This is a genomic window from Streptomyces uncialis (genome assembly GCF_001905345.1).
Classification (GTDB): Bacteria; Actinomycetota; Actinomycetes; order Streptomycetales; family Streptomycetaceae; genus Streptomyces; species Streptomyces uncialis.
The window spans coordinates 47,312-72,849 of record NZ_LFBV01000005.1; the positions used below are offsets into that span (position 1 = coordinate 47,312).

Genomic DNA, 25,538 nt, shown 5'->3' on the forward strand with positions numbered 1-25,538 from the left:
GACCATGCTCGACGACCGAACGACCGCAGCGCACCCGCCCGAGTGGCCGACCGCGTATCCCGAGGGGTACGCGGTCGTCGACGTCGAGACGACGGGCCTCGCCCGCGACGACCGGATCGTGTCCGCCGCCGTGTACCGCCTCGACGCGCGCGGTGACGTCGAGGACCACTGGTACACCACCGTGAACCCCCAGCGGGACCCGGGCCCGGTGTGGATCCACGGGCTGACGAGCGCCGCGCTCGCCGGGGCGCCCCTGTTCACCGACATCGCCGAGGAGTTCGCCTCCCGCCTCGACGGCCGGGTCCTCGTCGCGCACAACGCCGTCTTCGACTGGTCGATGATCGCCCGCGAGTACGCCCGCGCCGGGCGCACCGCCCCGGTGCGCCGGCGGCTGTGCACCATCGCGCTCTCCAAGGAGCTCGGTCTGCCGCTGCCCAACCACAAGCTGGCGTCGCTGGCCGCGCACTTCGGGGTCGTCCAGCAGCGCGCGCACCACGCGCTGGACGACGCGCGGGTGCTCGCCGAGGCGTTCCGCCCGAGTCTGCGCGCCGCCGCCCGCGACGGGTTGCGGCTGCCGCTGCTGGAGTGCCGTCCGCTCACCGAGTGGTCGGACAGCCCGGCGACGCCCGTGATCGGCCGCCAGGCGTCGTACGGCGGCGGTTCGCCGGGGGCGCGCGCCGGGGGCTCCTCGTACGGCGCGGGCAGCTGGCGGCCCTCGCGCAAGCGCCCGGCGTGCCCGTATCCGAACCCGGGGCGGTACGTCCCGGGCGAGCCACTCCGGCAGGGCATGCGGGTGGCGTTCTCGGGGGACACCTCCGTCGACCGGGAGCTGCTGGAGGACCGGGCCGTCGAGGCGGGGCTGCACATCGCGACGAGCCTGTCCCGGCTGACGAGCCTGCTGGTGACCAACGACCCCGGGTCGGGCACCTCCAAGACGGCGAAGGCCGCGCAGTTCGGCACCCCCGTGATCGACGAGGCCGCCTTCGGCCAGCTCCTCCTCGACGTGGCACCGGCCGCGCCGAAGCCCGGCACTCCCCCGTCCCAGGGCGGGTGACGCCTCCCACCGGCCGGCGGGGGCGGGACGGTGACCGGGCCCGCTCGGGGCCCCCTGGCGACGATCGCCCCATGGCCGAGTTGTACGGTCGTGGGGTGTACCGCTTCCTGTTGTCCCGGCAGTGGGTGATCCTCACCCTCCTCGCCCTCGTCCTCATCCCCGTGATGATCGAGCTGGGCTTCTGGCAGTTCCACCGGCACGAGAGCCGGGTCGCGCGCAACGAACGGATCGCGACGTCGATCGAGGCGGCGCCCGTTCCGGCCGAGGAGCTGACCTCCCCGGGGCACAAGGTGTCCGAGCGGGAGCGCTACCGCCAGGTGACGGCGACCGGCCGGTACGACACGGAGCACGAGGTCGTCGTACGCCGCCGGACCAACGCCGACGACCGGGTCGGGGTGCATGTGGTCACCCCGCTGGTCCTCGACAGCGGCAAGGTGCTGCTGGTCAACCGGGGCTGGATCGAGGCGAACGGGCCGCAGAACAAGGTCCCGCCGATCCCCGCGCCCCCGCGCGGCGAGGTGAACGTCACGGGGCGGCTGATGCCCGACGAGACCACCTCGACCAGCGGCATCAAGGACCTCAAGGGCCTCCCCGACGGCATGGTCATGCTGATCGGCAGCGCGCAGATGGCCACGACCCTCGGTGATCCGGTGCTCGGCGGCTTCGTCCAGCTGGCCTCGCCCGCCCCCGCGAACGGGACCCCGGAGCTGCTGCCCGCCCCCGACTCCAGCGGGATCGGCGCGCATATGGCGTACGCCGTCCAGTGGTGGCTGTTCACCGCGGCCGTGCCCGTGGGCTGGGTGATCCTGGTGCGCCGGGAACTGCGGGACCAGGCGGCGGCCAAGGCGGCGGCCACCTCGTCCGCGGACGCCCCCGCCACCGTCCCGGTCTGACCCGTCCCGTCCTCACACCCCGGCTCCCGTACTGACTCCCGGCCGGTTCCCGGGGCAGGATAGGGCCATGGATCTTGGACTGAAGGACCGTGTGTACGTCGTCACCGGGGCGACCCGGGGGCTCGGCAACGCGAGCGCCCGTGAGCTGATCGCCGACGGGGCCAAGGTGATCGTCACCGGGCGCGACGAGCGGGGTGCCGCGGAGGCCGCGTCGGCCCTCGGGCCGGGGGCCGTCGGGCTCGCGGCGGACAACGCCGACCCGGATGCCCCGGAGCGGCTGATCGGGGCCGCGCGCGAGCGGTTCGGCCGCTTCGACGGCATCCTCATCAGCGTCGGCGGGCCCGCGCCCGGCCATCTCGACGACAACACGGACGAGCAGTGGCGCACGGCGTTCGAGTCGGTCTTCCTCGGCGCGGTGCGGTTCGCGCGGGCCGCCGCGCGGGAACTCGAGGGCGGGGTCATCGGGTTCGTCCTGTCGGCGTCCGTGCACGAGCCGATCCCCGGACTCACCATCTCCAACGGGCTGCGGCCCGGGCTCGCGGGCTTCGCGAAGTCGCTGGCGGACGAGGTGGGTCCGCGGGGCGTCCGGGTGGTGGGGCTGCTGCCGTCGCGGATCGACACGGACCGGGTGCGGGAGCTGGACGCGTTGTCCGCGGACCCGGGGGCCACCCGGCTGGGGTTCGAGTCGCAGATCCCGCTGCGGCGGTACGGGACGCCCGAGGAGTTCGGGCGGGTGGCCGCGTTCCTGCTGTCGCCCGCGGCGTCCTACCTCACCGGGGTGATGGTCCCGGTGGACGGCGGCGCCCGCAAGGGCTTCTGACCAGCCCGGGGTGCAGGGGGCGCGGGTCGCCTTCGCTCGCGCTTCCGAGGTCCGTCCGGCTGGACGTACTTGTTCCCGTGCGGGCCGTTCGTGGGTGCGCAGTTCCCCCGCGCCCCTGGGTTCCCTGTGCTGGGCGTACTTGTTTCCTGTGCCGTCGTTCGTCGTTTTTGCGCAGTTCCCCGCGCCCCTGGATGCTGCCCCCTTGCGGTCGCTCTTCGGATGCGGGGCCGCCCTCGTCTTCGCGCAGTTCCCCGCGCCCCTTGGGTCAGCCCCGGTAGGCGCACCCCGTTCGTGCGGGTCGTTCGTGGATGCGCAGTTCCTCGCGCCCCTGGGGTTCCCCACCTGGACGTACCCGTTCCCGTGCGGGTCGAACGGGGGTGCGCAGTTCCCCGCGCCCCTGGGTGGTGCCCCCTCGCGGTCGCTCTTCGAGTGCGTCGCCGCCCTCGTCTTCGCGCAGTTCCCCGCGCCCCTTGGGTCAGCCCCGGTAGGCGCACCCCGTTCGTGCGGGTCGTTCGTGGATGCGCAGTTCCCCGCGCCCCTGGGGTTCCCCACCTGGACGTACCCGTTCCCGTGCGGGTCGAACGGGGGTGCGCAGTTCCCCGCGCCCCTGGATGCTGCCCCCTTACGGTCGCTCTTCGAGTGCGGGGCCGCCCTCGTCTTTTGCGCAGTTCCCCGCGCCCCTTTGGGGGCGCCCTCGCTGTTGTCCGTCGTCTGCGGAAGCACCCTCCTCGCGGACCCGCGCTGCTGCGGGAGGGGGTGGGCGGGAATCTCTGCCCGCAGACTCCGATGCTCTTCAGTCGGGTCACGGAACGACTTACCGAGCGTGTCGGATCGAGGACGGAGAATCCCGACCGGCACCGACCCTAAGAACCGACCGGGTGCGCCCCAAAGGGGCGCGGGGAACTGCGCGAAGACGAGAACCGGCCCGCACCCGAAGAACGACGAACAGGGGCAGCATCCAGGGGCGCGGGGAACTGCGCGAAAACGACGAGCGACGGCACAGGAACGAAGTGCGTCCAGCCGGACAGACCTGGGAAGCGCAAGCGAAGGCGACCCGTCAGGTCACGCGTTCCGGGGGGTGCTTCACCGCCCGGATCCGCACCGTGGAGGGCCACCGCGCGGACCCCGACGAGGTACGGGCCCCCGCCAGCACCTCCCCGTGCAGCCGCCGCACGGCATCCCGCGGCACCCCGTGCGGCTCCAGCACGAGCCGCACCCGGGCCCCCGGCTCACCCCGCCGGCCGACGAGCCGCACCTCCGCCCGGTCGACCCCGTCCATCGCCTCCGCCTCCGTCACCAGGACGGACTCCAGCGCGCGCCCCCGCACCACCGCGCCCTCGCCGTCCCCCGTGTCGACCAGGACCTCCGCGAGACGCCGGCGGCGCAGCACCGCCGACAGCCACCACAGGGCGAGCAGCACCGCGACGGCGAGCGCCGCGATCACCACGGGCCACCACCAGCCCTCGTCGCGCCAGCGGGTCCGCCGGGCCGCGCTCAGCAGGACGTCGTGCTGATCCTCGTAGGGCCACCAGGAGGGCGGGCGCACCCCGAGGCCGATCGCGAGGACGCTGCCCCCGGCGATCAGCAGGACGAGCCCCAGCAGACCGAGCAGCACACGGTCGACGGTCCTGAGCACGGGCCTCACCCCTTCTTGCCGGGCCGCCGCACCCGGATGTCGAGCGACGGGGGCCTGGCGAGGCCCAGTTCGCGGACGCCGTCGGCGAGCGCGGAGTCGAGATCGGTGTGGACGTCGTCCAGCGGGCGGAAGTGCGAGACGGCACGGACACGCGCCTTGCGGCGCTTCACCCGTACCCGTACGGACTGCACCCCGGACACCTCGGCGGCCCGGTCCCGCAGGACCATCGCGGCGGCGCGGCGATCGAGCGCCACGCGCATGGCGTCGTCGGCGCCCAGCATGGGCAGCAGGGCGCGCCGGCCGGGGGTGAGCGCGAGCACGAGCAGCAGCAGGCCGAGCGCCGCCGCGACGCCCGCGCCGACGAGGACCCACACATCGTCCAGGGGACGTTCGGCGAGTTCCCGGCCGAGGACCTGCCGCCAGTGCATCGCGGGGCGTCCGGCGCGTACGGCGGCGATGTCGTACAGGAGGAGACCGGCGGCGACGACGAGCAGGGCGGCGACGATCCCGGCGGGCACCCGGCGCGGCGACCAGAAGCGGCGGGGCGCGGACGACGCGGGGTACGCGCTGTCGTCGCCGGACGGATCGAGCACGGACACCGGGCCCGCACCACCGTCGCCACGCGCACCGGCACCCGCACCGCCACCGGCGGACCCGCCCGCACCCGCCTTGGCGGAAGCCTTCGCGGGCTCGTGGGGCTCGCTCATCGGGTCCTCCCCCGGGTACCGCTGTCCAGCGGTGAGTGCAGCCGTTCCACCTGGACGGTGACCTCGGGCACCGTCATCCCCGCCAGGGTCCGCACCCGTTCGGCGACCTGACGGCGTACGGCACCGCACTGGGCGCCGATGTCGGAGGGGTAGCCGAGTTCGAGGACGACCCGGACCCGCGCGCTGTCCTTGTGCACGACGACCGTGGCGTGCGGCGGGGCCGCGGCGCGGGGCAGTCCGGTCAGTGCTTCACGGGCGGCCTGCGCGGCGATCTTCGCGACGACCCGGTCGGCGATCGCGGTGGCGCCGCGCTCGGCGGCGTCGACGACCTGAGCGGGCACCGTCACCCCCGCCGGTCGCCACGGGAACGGGAACGGAAGAAGTCACCCGGTTCCAGGTCGCCCTCCAGGAACCTGCCCGCCACGAAACCGACGGCGCCGAGCGCCGCCACCAGCAGGAAGGCGCCGAAGCCGCCGAAGTAACCGGCGAAGCCCAGTGCCATTCCGGCGATCAAGCCGACCACGGCCATGCTCATCGTGCGCTCCTCTGCGCCTGTGCGCTGCTGCGGGGGTCCGGGACGGGACCGGGCCGCGCCCCGGGTTCGCCGGGGGCGGCGGTCCTCGGGGGTGTCACTGGAGCCGTGACTCCGGCTCGTCGTCCTCCTCGTCGGGGAGCTTCACATCGCTGACGGCGATGTTGACCTCGACGACCTCCAGTTCGGTCATCCGCTCCACCGCCGTGATGACGTTCTCGCGTACCGCGCGGGCGACCTCGGCGATCGCCACGCCGTAGTCCACGACGATCTCCAGATCGAGGGCGGTCTGGACCTCGCCGACCTCGGCCTTGACCCCTCGGGACACGGACTTGGTGCCGCCGGGCACCCGGTCGCGGACGGCGCCGAACGTCCGGGACAGCCCGCTGCCCATGGCGTGCACACCGACGACATCACGGGCGGCGAGTCCGGCGATCTTCTCGACCACACCGTCCGCGATGGTGGTGCGGCCCCGGGTGGCCGGATCGCCGCCCTTCCTGGCCCCGCTCTGCTTGCGCAGCGACTCGCGCTGCTCGTTCGAGGACTGCGCCGGATTGTCCGGGCCCTTCCGCTGCGTGGATTCGGTCATCGCCGTTCGTCCCTCTCACCGGAGTCGTGGTCCTGCAATCCACACTAAGCGCGGTTGCCGGGTGGCGCGCCGGGGATACGGCAGGCTGGGGCGATGACCGCTGACGGTTGGACACAGGTGGTAAGGCAGCAGCTCGGCCTCGGCAGACTGCTGCCGCTGGGCGGACCGGGTGACGGGGCCTGGGTGACGGAGGCCGCGGCGCGCGGCGCACTGCGACGGGCGCTGGACACCCGGTCGGGGGTGCGCCTCGGAGCACTGCGGATCGCCGCGGCCTCCCCCGTGACCTCGGACGATGCCCCTGGAACGGCCCGGGAACCGGCGGTTGTGGCACCGCCGGGCGCCGTGCCGCCGGGCCCGCTGCGGATCACCGCGGAGCTGGCCGCGACACTGCACACCCCGCTGCCCGTGACGGTGGCCGGGGTGCGTACGGCGCTCGCGGCGGCGGCCGGATCACTGGGGCTGGCGGTGACGGAGGTGGACCTCCGGGTGACCGGGGTCCTGGCCCCGGATCACCCGGACGGCGCGGCGAACGGCGGTCACCCGGACGGGGACGGCCCGGAGAAACGCCCGGCTGACGGACGAGCCGAAAGCGGCGCCGGTACGGGACCGCGGGCCGGGGACGACGCGGGTACGGACCGAGCGCCCGGGGACGAACCGGACGGTGAGGCGGGGCGGCTGGGCGCGGTGGCGGCGGCGGTGCCCGGGGTGACCCGGCTGACCGGCGCGCTGGGCGGCCGGGCCGCCCCGGTACGGATCGCGGAGCACCCGGGCGACGGGGACGCGGCGGCGCTGCCGCGGCGGCATGTACGGGTGGAGCTGGCCCTGTCGGTGGCGGCCGGTCCGCCGGCCGTGGTGCGCGCGGTACGCCGGGCGGTCACGGACGCGGCTCCGGACCGCCCGACGGTCGCGGTACTGGTGACCGCGCTGGACCCCTGACCGGCCCCGGCCCGGTGGACCCGGCCCGAACGCACGGGACCGCCGAACGCACAGGACCGCCGGATGCACGGGACCGGATGCGCCGGACCGGATGCACGGACCCGGCGGCCCGGACCCGGGGGGCCCGACCCCGACGCACGGGACCCGGCGGCCCGGACGGCGGACGAGGGGCCGGGGGCTGAGGAACCCGGGGCCGGGGCGGGTCAGTCGCCGAGGCCCGCCAGGTCGCGGAGCCGTCGGGCCTGGGCGGCGCGTTCGGCGGCGCGCTGTTCCTCGTAGCCGCGGCGGGTCGCGCCCTGGAGCAGGGCCTTGGTCTCGATGACGGCGTCCCGGGGCGCGCCGAGGAGCGCGGCGGCGAGGTCGCTCGCGGCGGCGTCCAGCTGGTCGGCGGGGACGACGAGGTTGGCGAGGCCGATCCGTTCGGCCTCGGCGGCCTGGACGTAGCGGCCGGTCACACAGATCTCCAGGGCCCGCGCGTAGCCGACGAGTCCCACCAGGGGGTGGGTGCCGGTGAGGTCGGGCACCAGACCGAGCCCGGTCTCGCGCATGGCGAACTGCACGTCCTCGGCGACGATCCGCAGATCGCAGGCCAGCGCCAGCTGGAAGCCCGCGCCGATGGCGTGGCCCTGGACAGCGGCGATGGTCACGAGGTCGCTCCGCCGCCACCAGGTGAACGCCTCCTGGTACCCGGCGATCGCCGCGTCCAGCTCCTTGTCGGTGCCGCGCGCGAGATCGAGGAACGACGGCTCGCCGTCGAAGCCCTCCGGGGTGAACCCCTGCCGGTCGAGTCCCGCGGAGAAGGACGGACCCTCACCGCGCAGCACGACGACACAAACGGCACCCGGAAGGGCCTGTCCGGCCTCGACCAGGGCCCGCCACAGAGCGGGACTCTGCGCGTTGCGCCGGGCCGGGCCGGTCAGTGTGACCGTCGCGGTCCGATCGGTCACGACGAGCCGTACGCCGTCCTTGTCGAGTACCGGTTCCACCGACGTCATGGAGCGCCTCCGAGGTGTGCCGTCCGGAGGGTGCGGGACCGTACACGCACGGCCGCACCCTTAAGTGACTGCACAGTAACCACCCGGTCGGCCCGGAAGCCGACCGGGTGGCCACACCGGAGCCGGTGGAGCCGCCGGAACCTCAGCCCGCGGCGGACGCCTTCTTGCCTCGCGTCGCCCCGCCGCGTCCCCGCAGCGTGACGCCGGATTCGCTGAGCATCCGGTGGACGAATCCATACGAGCGGCCGGTTTCCTCGGCCAGTGCCCGGATGCTCGCACCGGAGTCGTACTTCTTCTTCAGGTCTGCCGCGAGCTTGTCGCGCGCGGCGCCGGTTACCCGGCTGCCCTTCTTCAGAGTCTCGGCCACCCGTGCCTCCTCATGGGAAGTGCGCTCTGGACTTCTCATGATCACCCCTCTTCGGCTTCCTGGCCACCCATTCGGCAAGGTCAGTACGACATCGGAGGCCGATTGGGAAGCGATCCACACGAGGGGAATCTTTGCCTCCGCTCGGGCTTTCACACCCCCTGGCAGCCGATCGGCGGGGAATCGGCAGGTCAGAACGGCGATGCCGGGCGGAAGTGGAAGGGACGGGTCCGCTCCCTGGGATCGGTGTAGGGCGCACCACGGCACTAGGCGATCTCACACCTTTGATGGATCACCGCTGGGCCGAATGATCCATACGCGGTGGATCACTGCTTGGATCACCCATCGAGCGGCCACGCCCTCCGGGGGCGGCGGCACGGGTCGGGGTCGGCCCGGTCCGGGGTGGCCGGGCGCTGTCCGACCGGACCGGCCGGTGCGGTCCGGGTCGGGGACCGGTGCCCGGGTCGGGGACCGGGGGCCCGGGCCGGAACGGAAACCGCCCGCCGGGGAAGGTCCGGCGGGCGGCGGTCGGCGGGCCGGGCGCGTGGGCGCCGGGCGGGCGGGGTCAGGCGAGGGCGACCAGGTCCGCGTAGTCGGCGCCCCACAGGTCCTCGACACCGTCGGGGAGGAGGATGATCCGCTCGGGCTGGAGCGCCTGCACGGCGCCCTCGTCGTGGGTGACGAGGACGACGGCGCCCTTGTAGGTGCGCAGCGCGCCCAGGATCTCCTCACGGCTGGCCGGGTCGAGGTTGTTGGTGGGCTCGTCCAGGAGCAGGACGTTGGCGGAGGACACCACGAGCGTCGCGAGGGCGAGCCGGGTCTTCTCCCCGCCGGAGAGCACGCCGGCGGGCTTGTCGACGTCGTCGCCGGAGAACAGGAACGAGCCGAGCGTCTTACGGACCTGGACCAGGTCCAGGTCGGGAGCCGCCGAGCGCATGTTCTCCAGGACCGTGCGCTCCGGGTCGAGGGTCTCGTGCTCCTGGGCGTAGTAGCCGAGCTTGAGGCCGTGGCCCTCGACGACCTCGCCGGTGTCGGGCTTCTCGACCCCGCCGAGCAGCCGGAGCAGGGTGGTCTTGCCCGCGCCGTTCAGTCCGAGGATGACGACCCGGGAGCCCTTGTCGATGGCCAGGTCGACATCGGTGAAGATCTCCAGCGAGCCGTACGACTTGGACAGGCCCTCGGCGGTGAGCGGGGTCCGGCCGCAGGGCGCGGGGTCGGGGAAGCGCAGCTTGGCGACCTTGTCGGACTGGCGGACGGCGTCGAGACCGGCCAGCAGCCGGTCGGCGCGACGGGCCATGTTCTGGGCGGCGACCGTCTTGGTGGCCTTGGCGCGCATCTTGTCGGCCTGGGCGTTGAGGGTGGCGGCCTTCTTCTCGGCGTTCTGCCGTTCGCGCTTGCGGCGCTTCTCGTCGGCCTCGCGCTGCTGCTGGTACAGCTTCCAGCCCATGTTGTAGACGTCGATCGCGGACCGGTTGGCGTCCAGGTAGAACACCTTGTTGACGACGGTCTCCACGAGGTCGACGTCGTGGGAGATCACGATGAAGCCGCCGCGGTACGTCTTGAGGTAGTCGCGCAGCCAGACGATCGAGTCGGCGTCGAGGTGGTTGGTGGGCTCGTCCAGGAGCAGGGTGTCCGCGTCCGAGAAGAGGATGCGCGCCAGCTCGATCCGGCGGCGCTGGCCACCGGAGAGCGTATGGAGCGGCTGGCCGAGGACCCGGTCGGGGAGGTTGAGCGCGGCGGCGATGGTGGCGGCCTCGGCCTCGGCGGCGTACCCGCCCTTGGTGAGGAACTCGGTCTCCTGCCGCTCGTACTGCCGCATGGCCTTCTCGCGGGTGGCGCCCTGGCCGACGGCGATGCGCTGCTCGTTCTCGCGCATCTTGCGGATCAGGGTGTCGAGGCCGCGGGCGGACAGCACCCGGTCGCGGGCGAGCATGTCGAGGTCGCCGGTGCGGGGGTCCTGCGGGAGGTAGCCGACCTCGCCCGAACGGGCGACGGTACCCCCGGCGGGCTGGCCTTCCCCGGCGAGGACCTTGGTGAGGGTGGTCTTGCCGGCGCCGTTACGGCCCACGAGGCCGATGCGGTCGCCCTTGGCGATACGGAAGGTCGCGGACTCGATGAGGATGCGGGCACCGGCACGCAGCTCGATACCGGAGGCGGTGATCACGGACGTACTCCTGTGGCGGGTGGACGGCGAGGTGGGCGGCGAGGGCGGGTGACGCCGTCTAATGCACGAGGAGAACAGCCATGGAGCAATTCTAACGGGCGTACGCAAGCGGATTTCCCGATCGGGCCCCGGACGCCTTGGCGGGAAGCCGCAGCGGGGGTCGCGGCAGGGTCTCGGCGGGGGTCGTGCGGAGATCTCGGCAGGGCGCGGGGCGGAGCGGACGGACGGGACGGCGGCCGTTCAGGAGGTCACTGTCAGTGGCCGGTGTCACACTGAGTGACAGTCCGGTTTCCGCTCGCGGAGGCGCCGGGAGCGGCCCGGTGCCGCACGACCGAGGAGGAGTCCCATGGCAGCGGCGAACGGCACCCCGCCGACCGTCTACCCGTCCCTGTTGTACGCCGACGCGCACGCGGCGATCAAGCAGCTGACGGAGGCGTTCGGCTTCACGGTGGTGAGTGTCCACGAGGGGGCGGACGGCCGGATCGCGCACGCCGAGCTGGCCCACGGGAACGGCGCGGTGATGCTCGGTTCCAAGGGCCGCGGCGGCCGGTTCGACCAGGCGATGTCCGGCGCGGGCCCGTCGGGGACGTACGTGGTGGTGGACGACATCGACGCCCACCACCGGCGGGCCGTGGAGCAGGGCGCGCAGATCGTGACGCCCCCGGCGGACCAGGACTACGGCTCGCGGGACTACCTGGCCCGGGACACCGAGGGCAATCTGTGGAGCTTCGGTACGTACGCCCCCGCGATCGGGGGGTGATCCGGCGGGTCCGGGGCGGGTCAGCCTCCCCCGGTGTGGACCTGGAAGGCCGCGCGGCGCACGGCCTTGGCGAGCGCGGGATCGGGATGGGCGGCGGCCAGTGCCACGAGGACCTGCACCGTACGCGGATGCCCGACCTTGCGGATGTCGTCCAGCAGCGCCGGGACCGTGGGCTGCCGCGCGGACTCCAGATGGCGGACGAGCAGCTGCGCCTCACCGTGGTCGGCGACGGCCGCCGCGGTGTCGACCCAGAGCCAGGTCTCCTCGTCATGGGTGAGGACGGTGTGGGTGTCCTCGGGGTCGACGCCCTCTATCTCGGCCAGCCACAGCAGGGCGTACGGCCTCAGCGAGGGCTCGTCGCGGACCTGGCGGACCTCCGACTCGGCGGGGGCGCCGACGACCCGCAGCGCCTCGAAGGCCAGCCCGCGCAGCAGCGCGTCCTCGCCCCGGGCCGCGCCGACGAGTTCGGTGACCGCGCTGGAGACCGTCCGGGCGGCGAGCCACGCGCGGTACTCGGCGCGGGCGTCACCGGGGCGCAGCCGCGCGCAGCCGCGCAGCATGTCCTCGGCGGACTGCTCGATGTTGCCCCCGGCCTGGCTCTGCGCGGCCACGCAGATCTGCTCCAGCTTGACCCACACCGCCCAGCTGCCGAGCGGGGTGAGGGTGGCCTGGCCGGGGGCGCAGGTGAGCGCGCCGACGGCGGTGAGCGCGCGCAGGGCCCAGTCCAGCAGGGCGGGCAGCGCGGTGGCGGCGGCGCGGGCGTCGGGCGCGGGGGGCTCGGGCCGCGGACCGTAGGGGATCTCGCAGCGCTCGGTGCGCAGTTCAGTGACGCGCTGCTCCAGCAGGTCCAGCAGCTGCGGCACGGGGACGGGTCCGGCGGAGAGCTGGAGGAAGGACAGCACCTGGGGCATCGCCTCCACGGCCTCGGCGACGGCCGCCGGGTCGAGTCCGCCGGGGGCGGGGTGGGCCAGCGACCAGGCGTCGAAGAGGGCGACCCAGCCGCGCAGCACGGCGGCGTCGTCCCGGTCCCAGGCGCGCAGCCGCCAGCCGGGGCGGGCGTAGTCGCCGTGCACCTCGACGAGTCCGGCGAGCCGGGCGGTGTCCCAGTCGGCACGGATCTGACGCGCGGACAGCCCCAGTTCGGCGGCGGCGCGTTCGGCGGTGGGGTCGGAGAGGTTGCCGCCGCCGTCGGGCGTGGTGGCGAGGGAGTTGTGCGGGGTGCCCGAGGCGGCCGGTGCGGCCGGCGCCGGGGCGCCGCGCAGGCCGGGGGCGGGGTTCCTCCGGGGCCCCGTGAGGTCACCGCCGGGACGCAGTTCGGTGTCGGCCCAGCGGGCGACCCGGACCGCGCCGGCGAGGCCGGCACGGGCCGTGCGGGCCAGTTCGGAGGGCGCGGGTGTGCCTTCCGGGGGCCTGGGTGCGGGGCGGCGGGTGCGTCGCTCACCGACCGCCGGGGTGGCGGCGGCCAGGGGGCGCGGACGGACGAGTCGGAGCCTGGAGTCGCGCGGGATACGGGACGTCACGGGTGCAGTCTTCCGGTTGACGGTCGGAAAACCCAAACGGAATGCCACGCGGGTAGACAGCGAACCCCTGTCCCGTGGTTCGTGCCGTGTTCGAGAGAGGAGAAACGGAAGGCACGGCCGGAGGTGCCCGCACGGGCCCCGTACGAGGTGCGCGTTACCGCAGGGGGGTATGGGTGGCGGTGGTGCCGCCGGGGCCGCGTGGAGCCACCGGGGCGGGAGGGGGGACGGGGTGCGCGTCAGCCGAAGGGGGTGAGGAAGCGGCGCATGGCCTCTTCGTAGCCCTTCGGGTCGGCGTTCCACATCGCGCCGTGCGGGGCGTCCGGGACGGTGTGCAGGGTGACGAGATCGGGCCGGGTGCGGGCGAAGCGGCGGGACAGCCCCCAGGGGGCGACGGTGTCCCCCGGGCCGTGCACCACCAGCGTGGGGACGCGCAGCTCGCGGATGTCGGCGCGCTCGCGGATCTGGTGCGGGCGCAGTCCGGTGCGGCCCTGGGCCGCGCGGACCGCCAGCGGGAGCAGGGGGCCGGGCACATGCCGGGCGGCGGCGAGCGCGCGCACGGTCGCCTCCCAGTCCAGGACCGGGGAGTCGAGGATGATCCCGGCGATACGGTCCCGCAGCGCGGAGTGGGTCGCGGCGCGCAGGGCCATCGTGGCGCCGGTGGACCAGCCGTGCAGGACGACGCGTTCCGCGCCGTAGCGGACGGCGTAGCGGATCGCGGCGTCCAGATCGCGCCACTCCGTCTCGCCGAGGTGGCTGAGCCCGTCCGGGGGACGGGGCGCGCCGAGGTCTCCCCGGTAGGCCAGGGCGAGGACCGGGAAGCGGTGCCGGTGCAGTTGCTCCATGACGACCATCGGGTGCTCGCGGGTGGTGCCCAGACCGTGCACGGCGATGACCCAGGTGTCCCGGGCGCCCGGGACGAACCAGGCGGGCAGGGAACCGAGTTCGCCGGGGACGCTGACGTCGGCGTGGTCGAGGCCCAGGGCGGTGCGGGGATTGCCGATGTGCACCTGGGGGGTGAGCCAGACCTTGTCGCCCGGCTCCAGGGCGCCGTGGGTGACCCGCTCCAGGCGGCGGACGACCGTGTCGGCGGTGTGGGGGGCCGAGGTGACGACAGGGCCCACGACGGCGTGGGTGCCGTCGCCCGCGAGGCCGTAGACGCCGGGGCGCAGGGACGCGAGGGCGCGGGTGAGGGTGACGCGGCCCGCCGTGGAGCTCGTCGCGGGGCTCCCTGCGGAGCTCGTCGCGGCGGCCGTCGCCCTGCCCGCCGCGTCGCCCGCCGTGACGGCGTGCAGGGTGAGGCGGGGTTCGGTGGGGAGGGGGCGGCCGGCGGCGGGTCTCAGGGCCGCGCCACTGGCGACGTGGCCCGCGGCCAGGGCTGCCAGGGCGGTGGTGGTTGCGGCGGTGACGGCCGCTGCCGTCGCTTGGGCGGTACGCACTCGTCCAGTGTCTGCGGTGGGGGTTCGGGCGGCCAGTCGACGGGGGGCCGGGCGGGGTCGCGGCGGAGGCCGGGCCGGGGTGGAGCGGGGCCGGGCCGGGCCGCGGCGGGGGTGTTCGGGCTTCGCCCTTCGGCGCGGGCCTCGGCAGCGGCCGATCCCGTTGCCGGTACCCGGGCTGCCGGTACCCGGGCTTCACCTCTCCGCACGCCCCCGCTCCTCTGCCCCGTCCGGCACAGGCCCTACGGGCCATGCAGCGGTAGGCCGGATCCCCGTCGGGGCCCGGCCTACCGGGTATGCGGGGGTCCTGCGGCTGGATGGCACCGGTGGGGCCGAGGGTGATCAGGTGACCTTCCTTACATACGGGGGCAAATCGGCTCTAATGTCAGGAGTTCGAGTCATGGGCCGTACAGTCGGAAGAGGTGTCGAGGACAGGCCGTGAGCGGTTCCGATCGACAGGGCGTTCCGGCACCGACGAACACCGCGGCGCGGACAGCGAGGTCCGCGCGGCCTGCCGCCGGGCGTCGCCCGGTGGGTGAACGGTCGGTGAGTACCGGTCGGGCGGGTGGTGGACGGACCCCGAAACCGTGCGTGACCAGGATCTCCTGGAGTCCGCGCCGGGGTCCGGAGGGTGCGTCCCGGGAGTCCCCCGGGAGCCCCGGAGTCCGGGATTCCGCGGCGCCGGTGCGGCACGCTCGCCGGGTTCCGCTATGCGGAATAGCCTTGCTCCAGATTGGGACACCGCGATGCCTGCCTCAGTTCATCTTCCGTTCACTCAGGTTGCCTACGTTCCAACCGCCACTGTCGTCCAACAGAAGCCTGGGTAAATGGAAAACATCACGCTCCTCCTCGGAATCGTGATCGTCACCGCTCTCGTGTTCGATTTCACGAACGGTTTCCACGACACAGCCAACGCGATGGCGACGACCATCTCCACTGGCGCAATGAAGCCCAAGACGGCGGTGGCCATGTCCGCCGTGCTGAACCTTGTCGGTGCCTTCCTGTCGGTCGAGGTCGCCAAGACGATCTCCGGCGGCATGATCAACGAACAGGGCCTCCGCACAGAAGTGATCTTCGCGGCGCTCGTCGGCGCGATCCTCTGGAATCTGCTGACCTGGCTCCTGGGTCTGCCCTCCAGCTCCTCGCACGCGCTCTTCGGTGGCCTCATCGGCGCCGCGGTGATGTCGGCCGGCTGGTCCTCCGTGAACGGCTCCACGGTCGTCACCAAGGTTCTGCTGCCCGCGATCGCCGCCCCGCTGGTGGCCGGTGTGGCCGCGATGATCGCGACCCGCCTGACCTACCGGATCGGCCGCAAGGCCGACGGCAAGGCGGCCTCCAAGGGCTACCGCGCCGGTCAGATCGCCTCGGCCGGTCTCGTCTCGCTGGCGCACGGCACCAACGACGCGCAGAAGACGATGGGCATCATCACCCTGGCGCTGGTCACCAGTGGTGTCCTCGTGCCCGGGTCGAACCCGCCCGCGTGGGTCATCGCCTCGGCCGGTATCGCCATCGCGCTCGGCACCTACCTCGGCGGCTGGCGCATCATCCGCACCATGGGCAAGGGCCTGACCGACCTGGAGCCGCCGCAGGGCTTCGCCGCGCAGACCAGCGCCGCGACGGTCATCCTGGCCTCCTCGCACCTCGGCTTCTCGCTCTCCACCACGCAGTCCTGCTCCGGTGCCGTGATGGGCGCGGGCCTCGGCCGCAAGGGCGGGGTCGTCCGCTGGTCGACCGCGACCCGGATGTTCGTGGCCTGGGGGCTCACCCTCCCGGCCGCCGGTCTGGTCGGCGCGCTCGCCGAGCTGCTCACCAAGCAGGGCACCTGGGGCGTCATCGCCACCGGCACACTGCTGATCGCCGGTTCGGCGGTCATCTGGGTGCTGTCGCGGCGTGACATCGTCGACCACAACAACGTCAACGACGTGGACGGCGAGCCCGCGGGCGTCGTCACCAACGCCATGGCCGCTGTCACCCCTCCCCCGGCGGGGCCGGCCGCCGAGACGGTGACGGTCACGGGTGACCTCACGGCAACCATCCCGGCCGACAACGGTCCCTCGACGGAGTCCGCTCCGCGGACCGCCAAGGTGTAAGGAACCCTCCCATGAAGATCGACTGGGTAGCACTGGGCACGGTGTTCGGAGTGAGCCTCGTGGCCACCGTGGCCCTGGTGGGCCTGTTCACACTCGGTATAGTCGGACTCTCCAAGCGTGACGCGGCCGTCGCCGCCAACGGCGGTGCGAAGAGCGGGGCCGCGGCCGTCGCCGCGACCAGCGCCTACGCCAGCTTCGCGCTGTGTGTGGCCGCGGTCAGCTACGGCATCTATCTGATCGTCATCTGAGCCGAGCCGTCCCACGGCCGGTCCCCGGCCCCCGCGTCGGCTCCGGCCCCCGTCGCCCTGGTGACGACAGGGTCGCGGCATCCGATGAACCACCGGTCCGGCCGGTCACCGCCTCCAGCGCGGTGACCGGCCGGACCGCTGTCGTCACCCCCAAGGTCCCCGGCACCCGGCCGCCCCGGCTGTCGTACCGGCCGCCGTCACCCTCCCCTCGTACCGGCCAGCGTCATCACTCCCGGCACGGCTCCCGCGAGGGCTCCTGCGGCGGCTCCCGCGACGGCTGTCGTCACCCCCGCCGTCACCGAGTGCGTGTGGGTCTTCACACACTGCGCCGCCGCAGGTCAGCGCGTGGTTGACGGCTGTTCCGGGGGCGTGGTGGACTTCCGGGGCCATTACGGCGGCAGCAGAGGAAGCCGGTGCGAATCCGGCGCGGTCCCGCCACTGTCACCGGGGAGCGCTCCCCCACACCGGATGTCACGGCCCGCAGGGGCTGGAAGGCCGGGGGCGGCGCCGATCCGGAAGCCAGGAGACTCTCGCCGGCGTATCCGTCGACCCAGGGCGCGGACCCTGAGTGAGGACACACAGTCATGCCGGGGCGCCCGTCACCCGGTCCCACGCGCACCGGCGCGGGACCCACGCAGCGTACGAAGGTCCTCAACGGCCCGGCGGACTGAGCCGATGAGTGCCGGACGGATCTTCACGTACGGCGCCACCGCCGGTCTGATCGGCGACCTGCTCCTCGGCGATCCCCGCCGCGGACACCCGGTCGCCGCCTTCGGCCGTGCCGCGGGCGCCGTCGAACACGTGCTGTGGCGTGACCACCGCGGCTGGGGCGCGCTCCACACCGCGGTGTGCGCCGGGGGCGCGGCGGGTGCCGCCGCCCTCGCCACCCGTGCGGTGCGGGGCTCCCGTACCGCTTCCGTCGTACTGACCGCCGCCGCCACCTGGGCCGTGGTCGGCGGGACCAGCCTCGGGCGGGAGGCGCGGACCGTCGCCGCCGCCCTCGACGCGGGCGATCTGACGGCGGCCCGCGCGCGGCTGCCGCATCTGTGCGGGCGCGACCCGCAGGCCTTGGACGCCGACGGCATCGCCCGCGCGGTGGTCGAGTCGGTCGCCGAGAACACCTCCGACGCCGTGGTCGGCGCCCTGGTGTGGGGTGCCGTGGCCGGGGTCCCCGGGCTCGTCGGGTTCCGGGCCGTGAACACGCTGGACGCGATGGTCGGCCACAAGTCGCCCCGGCACCGCCGGTTCGGCTGGGCCTCGGCACGGCTCGACGATGTCGTCGGCTGGCCCGGCGCCCGGCTCACCGGCGCCCTCGCCGTACTGGCGGGCGGTTCGCCCAAGGGCGCCGCCCGCGCGTGGCGGGCCGACGCGGGACGCCATCCCAGCCCCAACGCGGGCGTCGCGGAAGCCGCGTTCGCCGGGGCCCTCGGCGTCCGGCTGGGCGGCACCCTCTCCTACGGCGGCCGGGTCGAGCACCGGCCCGAGCTGAACGGCGGCGGCCGGGCCGTCACCGTGGCGGACATCGACCGCGCGGTCCGGCTGTCCCGGCGGGTGGCCTGGCTCACCCTCGGGGTCTGCGCGGCCGGACGGCTCGCGCTCGGGGCGCGGACCACGACAAGGACGGGGGGCCGCTGATGGGCGGCGGGCTGCTGGTCGCGGGGACGACGTCCGACGCGGGCAAGAGTGTGGTGACCGCCGGGATCTGCCGGTGGCTGGTGCGTCAGGGGGTGAAGGTCGCGCCGTTCAAGGGGCAGAACATGTCCCTCAACTCCTTCGTCACCCGGGACGGCGCCGAGATCGGGCGCGCCCAGGCCATGCAGGCGCAGGCCGCGCGGGTGGAGCCCAGCGCGCTGATGAACCCGGTGCTGCTGAAGCCCGGCGGCGACCGCACCAGTCAGGTCGTGCTGATGGGGCGGCCGGTCGGTGAGATGAGCGCGCGCGGGTTCTTCGGCCCGGCGGGCGGTCCGGCGGCGGGGCAGCCGGTGCCCGGTGGCCGGGAGGCTCTGCTGGGGACCGTCGTGGAGTGCCTGGAGGAGCTGCGGGCCACCCACGACGCCGTGATCTGCGAGGGGGCGGGCAGCCCCGCCGAGATCAATCTGCGGCGCACGGACATCGTGAACATGGGCGTCGCGCGGGCCGCCGGACTGCCCGTCGTCGTGGTCGGGGACATCGACCGGGGCGGGGTGTTCGCGTCGTTCTTCGGGACGACGGCGCTGCTCGCGCCCGAGGACCAGGCCCTGGTCGCGGGCTATCTGGTGAACAAGTTCCGCGGCGACGTCTCGCTGCTGGAGCCCGGCCTGGACATGCTGCGCGGTCTTACCGGCCGGCCCACGTACGGGGTGCTGCCGTTCCAGCACGGACTCGGCATCGACGAGGAGGACGGGCTGCGGGTCTCGCTGCGCGGCACGGTCCGGGAGTCGTCGGTGGCGCCGCCGGCCGGGGCGGAGGTGCTGCGGATCGCGGTGTGCGCGGTCCCGCTGATGTCGAACTTCACCGATGTCGACGCGCTCGCCGCCGAACCCGGTGTCGTGGTCCGCTTCGTCGACCGGCCCGAGGAGACCGCCGACGCCGACCTCGTGGTCGTCCCCGGCACCCGGGGCACGGTCGGGGCGCTGCGCTGGCTCCAGGAGCGCGGGCTCGCGCGGGTCCTGCGCGAACGGGCCGCCGAGGGGCGTCCCGTGCTGGGGATCTGCGGCGGGTTCCAGCTGCTCGGCGCGCACATCGAGGACGAGGTCGAGTCCCGCGCGGGCGCCGTCGACGCGCTCGGGCTGCTGCCCGTACGGGTCCGCTTCGCCCGGGAGAAGACGCTCGGGCGGCCCTCGGGCACGGCCCTCGGTGAACGGGTCGAGGGGTACGAGATCCATCACGGGGTGGCCGAGGTGCTGGGCGGGGAACCGTTCCTGGACGGATGCCGTTCGGGCGCGGTGTGGGGGACGCACTGGCACGGCTCCCTGGAGTCGGACGGGTTCCGCCGGGCGTTCCTGCGGGAGGTCGCCGCGCTGACCGGGCGGCGTTTCGTGGCGGCGCCGGACACCTCGTTCGCGGCGCTCCGTGAGGAGCAGCTGGACCGGCTGGGCGATCTGATCGAGCGGCACGCCGACACGGACGCGCTGTGGCGTCTGATCGAGTCGGGCCCCGCGCCGGATCTCCCCTTCGTCCCGCCCGGCGCCCCATGACGCACCCCGGCCCCGGCGGACGGGGCACGGAAGCCCGCGCCGGGCGACGACGACCGGCCGGCGCGGGAACCGGCCGAGACAGGCACCCGCACAGCAACGACAGGGAGGGCCACGGGTGAACACCCCGTATCCATTCACGGCGATCGTCGGCCAGGACGACCTGCGACTCGCGCTACTGCTCAACGCCGTGTCCCCCGCGGTGGGCGGTGTCCTGGTGCGGGGGGAGAAGGGCACGGCCAAGAGCACCGCGGTCCGGGCCCTCGCGACCCTGCTGCCGGAGGTCTCGGTGGTCACCGGCTGCCGTTTCTCCTGCGCTCCGGCCGCACCGGACCCGGCCTGCCCGGACGGGCCCCATGAACCGGGCACCGGTCTGACCCGGCCCGCCCGCATGGTGGAGCTCCCGGTGGGCGCCTCCGAGGACCGTCTGGTCGGCGCGCTCGACATCGAACGTGCCCTCGCGGACGGGGTGAAGGCGTTCGAGCCGGGCCTGCTGGCCGACGCCCACCGGGGCATCCTCTACGTGGACGAGGTGAACCTCCTCCACGACCATCTGGTGGATCTGCTGCTGGACGCCGCGGCGATGGGCGCCTCGTACGTCGAGCGGGAGGGGGTGTCCGTACGGCACGCGGCCCGGTTCCTGCTGGTCGGCACGATGAACCCGGAGGAGGGCGAGCTGCGGCCCCAGCTGCTGGACCGCTTCGGGCTGACCGTCGAGGTGGCGGCGTCCCGGGAGCCCGCCCAGCGGGTCGAGGTGGTCCGGCGGCGGCTCGCGTACGACGACGACCCCGCCGCGTTCACCGTCCGCTGGACGGACGACGAGACCGCGCTGCGGGCCCGGGTCGTGGCGGCCCGCGCCCTGCTGCCCCGGGTACGGCTCGGCGACGGCGCGCTGCTGCGGATCGCGGCGGCCTGCGCGGCGTTCGAGGTGGACGGGATGCGCGCGGACATCGTGATGGCCAGGACGGCGACCGCGCTCGCGGCGTGGGCGGGCCGGACGGCCGTCCGCACGGAGGACGTCCGGCAGGCGGCCCTGCTGGCACTCCCCCACCGCAGGCGCCGCAACCCGTTCGACGCGCCGGGACTGGACGAGGACAAGCTCGACGAGGTGCTGGACCGGTGCGGCCCCGACGAGGACGAGGACGACGTCCCGGACGAGAACCAGGGCCAGGACCAGGAACAAGGCCGGGGCGAGGGGCAGGACGACGACGATCCGGAGCCCGAGCCGGACGGTCCCGACGGCGGCCCCGACGACCCGGACGGACCGGGCGGCCCCGGGAACGGCGACGGCCCCGACGGCCCCCCGCCGCCACGCCAGGCCCCGGACAGCGCCCCGGACACCACCGGTGACGGCGACCCCGTGGACGGTCCGGCGCCCGCCGAGGGGGACGGCGCGGCCCGGCCCGTGGCCGCCGCCCCGCAGCAGGCCGCCGTGGCCGCGTCGGAGCCGTTCAGGGCCCGGACGCTGACCGTGCCGGGGCTGGGCGAGGGCGCGGCCGGACGCCGCTCCCGGGCGCGCACCGAGCACGGCCGCACCACCGGCTCGCACCGGCCCCGGGGCACCCTGACGAAGCTGCATCTGTCGGCGACCGTCCGGGCCGCCGCCCCGCACCAGCGGGCACGCGGCCGCTCGGGCCCGGGGCTGGTGGTGCGCCGCGACGATCTGCGGCAGGCCAGCCGGGAGGGCCGGGAGGGCAATCTGGTGCTGTTCGCGGTGGACGCGTCGGGCTCGATGGCCGCGCGACGGCGGATGAGCGCCGTCAAGGGCGCGGTGCTGTCGCTGCTGCTGGACGCCTATCAGCGGCGGGACAAGGTCGGGCTGGTGACGTTCCGGGGCGCGGACGCCGAGGTGGCGCTGCCGCCGACGTCGTCGGTCGACACCGCGGCGAACCGGCTGGAGTCGCTGGCCACCGGCGGGCGGACCCCGCTGGCGGCCGGACTGCTGCGGGCCCGCGAGGTGCTGCGGGTGGAGCGGCTGCGGGACCCCGCGCGCCGGGCGCTGCTCGTGGTGGTGACGGACGGCCGCGCCACCGGCGGGGTCGAGCCGGTCCGCCGGGCGTCCCGCGCGGCGGGCCTGCTGGCGGCCGACGGGATCGCGTCGGTGGTCGTGGACTGCGAGTCGGGCCCGGTGCGGCTGGGGCTCGCGGGACGGCTCGCCGTGGACCTCGGCGGAACCCCGGTGACGCTGGAGGAGCTGCGGGCCGATGTGCTCGCGGGACTGGTCAGGGATGTACGGGGCGCCGGAGCGGGCGCCCGGGGAAGGGTCGCGTAATGCCACAGGGACAGCCGTCCGTCGTCCCGGACGACGGACTCACCACCCGTCAGCGCCGCAACCGGCCGCTGGTGATGGTGCACACGGGCATCGGCAAGGGCAAGTCGACGGCGGCGTTCGGGCTGGCGCTGCGCGCCTGGAACCAGGGCTGGCCGATCGGGGTGTTCCAGTTCGTCAAGTCGGCGAAGTGGAAGGTCGGCGAGGAGAACGCGCTGCGGGTGCTGGGCGCGAGCGGCGAGGGCGGCACGGTCGACTGGCACAAGATGGGCGAGGGCTGGTCCTGGATCCAGCGCGCGCCCGTCGAGGCCGCGGACGGCGCCGACTCCAACCTGGTCAACGCGGCGAAGGCCCGGGAGGGCTGGGAGCAGATCAAGCGGGACCTGGCGGCGCAGACGTACCGGCTGTACGTGCTGGACGAGTTCGCGTACCCGCTGCACTGGGGCTGGATCGATGTGGCCGAGGTGGTGTCGGTGCTGCGGGAGCGGCCCGGGAACCAGCATGTGGTGATCACCGGCCGCAACGCCCCCGCCGAGCTGGTGGAGTTCGCGGACCTGGTCACCGACATGTCGAAGGTGAAGCACCCCATGGACGCGGGCCAGAAGGGCCAGCGGGGCATCGAGTGGTGACGGCGTGCTGATCGACATACCGAGACTGGTCGTCGCCGCGCCCGCGTCGGGCACCGGCAAGACCACGGTGACCACCGGGCTGATGGCGGCGTTCGCGCAGCGCGGGCTGCGGGTGTCCCCGCACAAGGTGGGCCCCGACTACATCGACCCGGGCTACCACGCGCTGGCCACCGGCCGTCCCGGCCGCAACCTCGACGCGTACATGTGCGGCCCCGAGCTGGTCGGGCCGCTGTTCGCGCATGGGGCGCGCGGCTGTGAACTGGCCGTCGTCGAAGGGGTGATGGGCCTCTACGACGGCGCCTCCGGGCAGGGCGAGCTGGCGTCGACCGCGCAGGTCGCGAAGCTGCTGCGGGCCCCGGTGGTGCTGGTCGTGGACGCGTCGTCGCAGTCGCGGTCGGTGGCCGCGCTGGTGCACGGCTTCGCGTCGTTCGACCCCCAGGTGCGGATCGGCGGGGTGATCCTCAACAAGGTGGGCTCCGACCGGCACGAGGCGTTGTTGCGGGACGCGCTGGAGGAGGCGGGGATGCCGGTCCTCGGCGCGCTGCGGCGCGCCGAGGGGGTCGCCACGCCGTCCCGGCACCTGGGTCTGGTCCCGGTCGCGGAACGGCACGGGGACGCGGCGGACGCCGTCGCGGGGATGGCCGCGGCGGTCCGGCGGGGCTGTGACCTGGACGCGTTGCTGGCGCTGGCGAGGACGGCGGGGCCGCTGCACGAGGAGCCTTGGGACCCGGCGGAGGCGCTGGCGCTGGCCGCGGGGTCGCCTTCGGCCGCGGGGTCGCCTTCGGCCGCGGGGTCGCCTTCGGTCTCGGGGTCGCCTTCGGCCGCGGGGTCGTCCGTCCCTGGGGCGCCTTCGGTCGCTGGGTCATCGGTCCCTGGGTCGCCTTCGGTCCGGGCGGGGGGTGCGGGGCGTCGGCCGGTGATCGCTGTCGCGGGTGGGCCGGCCTTCTCGTTCCTGTACGCGGAGCACCCCGAGCTGCTGACCGCCGCGGGGGCGGAGGTCGTCGTCCTCGATCCGCTGCGGGACGAGCGGCTGCCCGAGGGCACGGCGGGACTGGTGATCGGCGGCGGGTTCCCCGAGGTGTACGTGGGTGAGCTGGCCGCGAACGAGTCGCTGCGGGCGGCCGTCGCCGGGCTCGCGGCGTCGGGCGCGCCCGTCGCGGCGGAGTGCGCGGGACTGCTGTACCTGGCGCGGTCGCTGGACGGGCGGCCGATGTGCGGGGTGGTGCCCGGGGACGCCCGGATGTCGGGACGGCTCACGCTGGGGTACCGGGACGCGGTGGCCGTGTCGGACAGTCCGCTGGCGGTGACCGGGACCCGGATGCGGGGCCATGAGTTCCACCGGACGGTGCTGGAGCCTGGTGCCGGGTCGTCCCCCGCGTGGGGGTTCCGGGGGGCGGAGCGCCGGGTGGAGGGGTTCGTGCGGGGCGGTGTGCACGCGAGTTATCTGCATACGCATTGGGCTGGGGCCGCGGGGGTCGCGGAGCGGTTCGTCGTGGCCTCGGCGGGGGCCGCGGGGGCGGCGGGGCGTGGGGGCGGGTGACCTTTCCGGTCGGGTGCGGGGGTGCGGGGGGCCGCGGCTCTGGGGTACGCCCGGGTTCGCGTTCGACGTTGCTGTGGCGTGGTCCGGGGTGCGCAGTTCCCCGCGCCCCTGAGGTACGCCCGGGTTCGCGTTCGGCGTTGCTGTGCCGTACTTCGGGGTGCGCGGTTCCTCGCGCCCCTGAGGTACGCCCGGGTTCGCGTTCGACGTTGCTGTGCCGTGGTCCGGGGTGCGCAGTTCCTCGCGCCCCTGAGGTACGCCCTGGCTCGCGTTCGACGCTGCTGCGTCGGGGTCCGGGGTGCGCAGTTCCCCGCGCCCCTGAGGTACGCCCGGGCTCGCGTTGGGCGTTGCTGTGGCGTGGTCCGGGGTGCGCAGTTCCCCGCGCCCCTGAGGTACGCCCCGGCTCGCGTTGGGCGTTGCTGTGCCGGGGTTGGGGGGTGGGTGGGTCAGTGGACCGCTGTGCCGATGACCAGCCACATCAGGGCCGCCCCGGCCACCGTGCACAGCAGTGTCGAGCGCGCGGGGTGGCGGTGGCTGGCCTCCGGGAGGATCTCGGCCGCCGCGATGTACAGCAGGACGCCGCCGAAGAAGCCGAGGTAGCAGGCGAGGACGTCCTCCGGGATCGTCACCAGCAGGGTCGACGCGGCCCCGGCGACGGGCGCGAGCGCGTCCGCGAACAGCATCGCGAGCGCCTTGCGCCGGTCGTTGCCGTACGCGCTGGTGACCGTGTACGTGTTGAAGCCGTCCGCGAAGTCATGGGCGATCACCGCGATCGCGACAGCCGTCCCCATCGCGGCGTCGACCTGGAACGACGCGCCGATGGCGACCCCGTCGGCGAAGCTGTGCCCCACCATCGCGGCACCGGCGCCGAGTCCGGCCTGCGGGACATGGCCGGGCTCGTGCGCGCCGTGCTCCGACTGGCGGAGCGCGAGAAGCCGTTCGACGACATGGGCGACGAGGAAACCGCCGACGAACAGCAGCAGCGCGACCGGCACCCCGTGCAGCCGCTGACCGGCGCCCTCCATCGCCTCGGGCAGCAGGTCGAAGCCGACGACGCCGAGCATCAGACCGCCCGCGAAGCCGAGCACGAGATGCCGACGGTCGACGACCCGCAGCGCGGCCCAGCCGCCGACCAGCGTCATCACGAACGAACCCAGCGCCACCAGCACGGCCATGGTCCCTTGCTAGC

Annotated in this window: 23 protein-coding genes and 1 riboswitch; of the genes, 12 read left to right on the forward strand and 11 right to left on the reverse strand. The window is 74.4% G+C overall.

Going from position 1 to position 25,538, the window contains the following annotated elements:
- Positions 1-4: 4 nt before the first annotated feature.
- The 3 genes from AB852_RS20525 (at position 5) to AB852_RS20535 (ending at position 2,767) form a co-directional block, all read left to right on the forward strand.
- Positions 5-1,054 carry a DEDDh family exonuclease gene (locus AB852_RS20525; RefSeq protein WP_073790651.1) on the forward strand — a complete coding sequence of 350 codons (1,050 nt, stop codon included), beginning with the start codon at positions 5-7 and terminating at the stop codon, positions 1,052-1,054.
- 95 nt (positions 1,055-1,149) lie between these two features.
- Positions 1,150-1,947 (forward strand): SURF1 family cytochrome oxidase biogenesis protein, encoded by a 798-nt coding sequence (locus AB852_RS20530; RefSeq protein ID WP_073791580.1) that lies wholly within the window; start codon positions 1,150-1,152, stop codon positions 1,945-1,947.
- A gap of 67 nt (positions 1,948-2,014) precedes the next feature.
- Complete coding sequence (locus AB852_RS20535; protein ID WP_073790654.1) at positions 2,015-2,767, forward strand: SDR family oxidoreductase; 753 nt, start codon at positions 2,015-2,017, stop codon at positions 2,765-2,767.
- 1,057 nt (positions 2,768-3,824) lie between these two features.
- Here AB852_RS20535 and amaP read toward each other — a convergent pair.
- The 5 genes from amaP to AB852_RS20560 all read right to left on the reverse strand — a co-directional run bounded on the left by amaP (position 3,825) and on the right by AB852_RS20560 (position 6,231).
- Positions 3,825-4,412 carry an alkaline shock response membrane anchor protein AmaP gene (gene amaP / locus AB852_RS20540; protein ID WP_107499301.1) on the reverse strand — a complete coding sequence of 196 codons (588 nt, stop codon included), beginning with the start codon at positions 4,410-4,412 and terminating at the stop codon, positions 3,825-3,827.
- Positions 4,409-5,110, reverse strand: coding sequence for a DUF6286 domain-containing protein (locus AB852_RS20545; protein ID WP_079184809.1), 702 nt, complete (start codon positions 5,108-5,110; stop codon positions 4,409-4,411). The genes amaP and AB852_RS20545 overlap by 4 nt, the downstream gene beginning before the upstream one ends.
- Positions 5,107-5,451 (reverse strand): Asp23/Gls24 family envelope stress response protein, encoded by a 345-nt coding sequence (locus AB852_RS20550; RefSeq protein WP_099283562.1) that lies wholly within the window; start codon positions 5,449-5,451, stop codon positions 5,107-5,109. The genes AB852_RS20545 and AB852_RS20550 overlap by 4 nt, the downstream gene beginning before the upstream one ends.
- A gap of 2 nt (positions 5,452-5,453) precedes the next feature.
- Positions 5,454-5,645 carry a hypothetical protein gene (locus AB852_RS20555; protein ID WP_073790662.1) on the reverse strand — a complete coding sequence of 64 codons (192 nt, stop codon included), beginning with the start codon at positions 5,643-5,645 and terminating at the stop codon, positions 5,454-5,456.
- Between the two features lie 94 nt (positions 5,646-5,739).
- Positions 5,740-6,231: an Asp23/Gls24 family envelope stress response protein gene (locus AB852_RS20560; protein WP_073790665.1), complete on the reverse strand. Its 492-nt coding sequence runs from the start codon at positions 6,229-6,231 to the stop codon at positions 5,740-5,742.
- A gap of 93 nt (positions 6,232-6,324) precedes the next feature.
- On the opposite strand from AB852_RS20560, the gene AB852_RS20565 reads away from it, so the two are divergent.
- Positions 6,325-7,167 (forward strand): hypothetical protein, encoded by an 843-nt coding sequence (locus AB852_RS20565; protein ID WP_073790667.1) that lies wholly within the window; start codon positions 6,325-6,327, stop codon positions 7,165-7,167.
- A 203-nt stretch (positions 7,168-7,370) separates the two neighbouring features.
- Here the strand turns inward: AB852_RS20565 and AB852_RS20570 are convergent, their stop codons facing one another.
- The 3 genes from AB852_RS20570 to AB852_RS20580 all read right to left on the reverse strand — a co-directional run bounded on the left by AB852_RS20570 (position 7,371) and on the right by AB852_RS20580 (position 10,690).
- On the reverse strand, positions 7,371-8,162 hold the full coding sequence (locus AB852_RS20570; protein WP_073790670.1) for an enoyl-CoA hydratase/isomerase family protein: 792 nt from the start codon (positions 8,160-8,162) through the stop codon (positions 7,371-7,373).
- Positions 8,163-8,304: 142 nt separating this feature from the next.
- Positions 8,305-8,529: a helix-turn-helix domain-containing protein gene (locus tag AB852_RS20575; protein ID WP_178391074.1), complete on the reverse strand. Its 225-nt coding sequence runs from the start codon at positions 8,527-8,529 to the stop codon at positions 8,305-8,307.
- 562 nt (positions 8,530-9,091) lie between these two features.
- Complete coding sequence (locus AB852_RS20580; protein ID WP_073790672.1) at positions 9,092-10,690, reverse strand: ABC-F family ATP-binding cassette domain-containing protein; 1,599 nt, start codon at positions 10,688-10,690, stop codon at positions 9,092-9,094.
- A gap of 346 nt (positions 10,691-11,036) precedes the next feature.
- On the opposite strand from AB852_RS20580, the gene AB852_RS20585 reads away from it, so the two are divergent.
- Positions 11,037-11,450, forward strand: coding sequence for a VOC family protein (locus AB852_RS20585; protein WP_073790674.1), 414 nt, complete (start codon positions 11,037-11,039; stop codon positions 11,448-11,450).
- Positions 11,451-11,470: 20 nt separating this feature from the next.
- Here the strand turns inward: AB852_RS20585 and AB852_RS20590 are convergent, their stop codons facing one another.
- Together AB852_RS20590 and AB852_RS20595 are read right to left on the reverse strand one after the other, a co-directional pair.
- A complete protein-coding gene (locus AB852_RS20590) occupies positions 11,471-12,970 on the reverse strand; it encodes a hypothetical protein (RefSeq protein ID WP_073790676.1) in 1,500 nt (499 codons plus the stop codon).
- A gap of 236 nt (positions 12,971-13,206) precedes the next feature.
- Positions 13,207-14,406, reverse strand: a complete 1,200-nt coding sequence (locus tag AB852_RS20595) for an alpha/beta hydrolase (RefSeq protein ID WP_073790678.1) — start codon at positions 14,404-14,406, stop codon at positions 13,207-13,209.
- Positions 14,407-15,230: 824 nt separating this feature from the next.
- Between AB852_RS20595 and AB852_RS20600 the strand changes: the two genes are divergently transcribed.
- The 7 genes from AB852_RS20600 (at position 15,231) to AB852_RS20630 (ending at position 24,352) form a co-directional block, all read left to right on the forward strand.
- Positions 15,231-16,493, forward strand: a complete 1,263-nt coding sequence (locus AB852_RS20600) for an inorganic phosphate transporter (RefSeq protein ID WP_073790680.1) — start codon at positions 15,231-15,233, stop codon at positions 16,491-16,493.
- Between the two features lie 11 nt (positions 16,494-16,504).
- Positions 16,505-16,741 (forward strand): hypothetical protein, encoded by a 237-nt coding sequence (locus AB852_RS20605; RefSeq protein WP_073790683.1) that lies wholly within the window; start codon positions 16,505-16,507, stop codon positions 16,739-16,741.
- 404 nt (positions 16,742-17,145) lie between these two features.
- Positions 17,146-17,270: riboswitch (cobalamin riboswitch) on the forward strand.
- Positions 17,271-17,416: 146 nt separating this feature from the next.
- On the forward strand, positions 17,417-18,376 hold the full coding sequence (locus tag AB852_RS20610; RefSeq protein WP_073790686.1) for a cobalamin biosynthesis protein: 960 nt from the start codon (positions 17,417-17,419) through the stop codon (positions 18,374-18,376).
- On the forward strand, positions 18,376-19,917 hold the full coding sequence (locus AB852_RS20615) for a cobyric acid synthase (RefSeq protein WP_178391075.1): 1,542 nt from the start codon (positions 18,376-18,378) through the stop codon (positions 19,915-19,917). Before AB852_RS20610 ends, AB852_RS20615 begins: the two co-directional genes overlap by 1 nt.
- Before the next feature lie 115 nt (positions 19,918-20,032).
- Positions 20,033-22,186: a putative cobaltochelatase gene (locus tag AB852_RS20620; protein WP_073790688.1), complete on the forward strand. Its 2,154-nt coding sequence runs from the start codon at positions 20,033-20,035 to the stop codon at positions 22,184-22,186.
- Positions 22,186-22,812, forward strand: a complete 627-nt coding sequence (gene cobO / locus AB852_RS20625) for a cob(I)yrinic acid a,c-diamide adenosyltransferase (protein WP_073790690.1) — start codon at positions 22,186-22,188, stop codon at positions 22,810-22,812. Before AB852_RS20620 ends, cobO begins: the two co-directional genes overlap by 1 nt.
- A gap of 7 nt (positions 22,813-22,819) precedes the next feature.
- A complete protein-coding gene (locus tag AB852_RS20630) occupies positions 22,820-24,352 on the forward strand; it encodes a cobyrinic acid a,c-diamide synthase CobB (protein WP_073791591.1) in 1,533 nt (510 codons plus the stop codon).
- Between the two features lie 443 nt (positions 24,353-24,795).
- Here AB852_RS20630 and AB852_RS20635 read toward each other — a convergent pair whose 3' ends face one another.
- Positions 24,796-25,524 (reverse strand): ZIP family metal transporter, encoded by a 729-nt coding sequence (locus AB852_RS20635; protein WP_073790693.1) that lies wholly within the window; start codon positions 25,522-25,524, stop codon positions 24,796-24,798.
- Between the last annotated feature and the right edge of the window lie 14 nt (positions 25,525-25,538).